Here is a 336-nt window from a genome sequence, read left to right as displayed (position 1 = left end):
GCCCCCCATGGTCGTCCGCACACCCCACCGCTGGACCGCCGCCCCGCCAAGCAGCGCACCCAACAGCCCAAGGACCAGACTGCCAAAGCCGTTGAGCAGCCCCACCGCCTCAAGGGAAATGCCCCTGTCGATCAGGAACGGCCCCAGCATGCCCAAGGACAGCTTCTGGGCAACCACGAAGATCGCCGTCAGCATCAGGCCCTGCCGGATGTCGCGCCGGGCCAGCGCGCGGCGCAGACTGGGGCGCGGGCCCGCGGCCGGTGATGACGCGGACCCGCGCGCCGTCAGGGCGAACCAGATGAGCAGGACAGCCACCAGTCCGGCCATGAACCAGAC

General features: G+C 70.5%; 1 pseudogene. It reads right to left on the bottom strand.

The window, feature by feature from the left end:
- A pseudogene (locus AAIL68_RS17650) lies at positions 1-336 on the bottom strand (MFS transporter); the annotation flags it as partial.

This window comes from Paracoccus sp. SSK6, from assembly GCF_039770665.1.
Classification (GTDB): Bacteria; Pseudomonadota; Alphaproteobacteria; order Rhodobacterales; family Rhodobacteraceae; genus Paracoccus.
The sequence above is the reverse complement of the archived record's forward strand: the minus strand, read 5'-3'. Positions and strand labels throughout refer to the sequence as shown.